This is a genomic window from Halomonas sp. SIMBA_159 (assembly GCF_046536035.1).
Taxonomy (GTDB): Bacteria; Pseudomonadota; Gammaproteobacteria; order Pseudomonadales; family Halomonadaceae; genus Vreelandella; species Vreelandella venusta_A.
Map to the genome: position 1 here is coordinate 1 of NZ_JAWJBT010001263.1, position 247 is coordinate 247.

Annotated in this window: 1 protein-coding gene; it reads left to right on the forward strand. The window is 70.9% G+C overall.

Translation table 11 applies throughout. The features are described 5' to 3' along the window. The coding region (locus tag R0J87_RS23305; RefSeq protein WP_498889344.1) for a family 20 glycosylhydrolase at positions 1-247 on the forward strand (247 nt) is incomplete at both ends.

Sequence of the window (247 nt, forward strand, 5' to 3'; positions counted from 1 at the left end):
CTGGCGTTTCGAAGTGCCGGGATACCCGCGCCTCACAGAGGTGGGCGCTCGCCGCGCGGAGACGCAGCTGGGCCACGGGCCTCACGCCACGGTCGAACCGGGGCTGCACGGGGCGGAATACACGGATGCCGAGCTGCGCGACCTGGTGGCATACGCCGCCGAGAGATTCGTGACGGTCGTTCCCGAGGTGGAGCTTCCCGGGAACGTCCAGGCGGCTCTCGCCGCGTATCCCGCGCTCGGGAACACG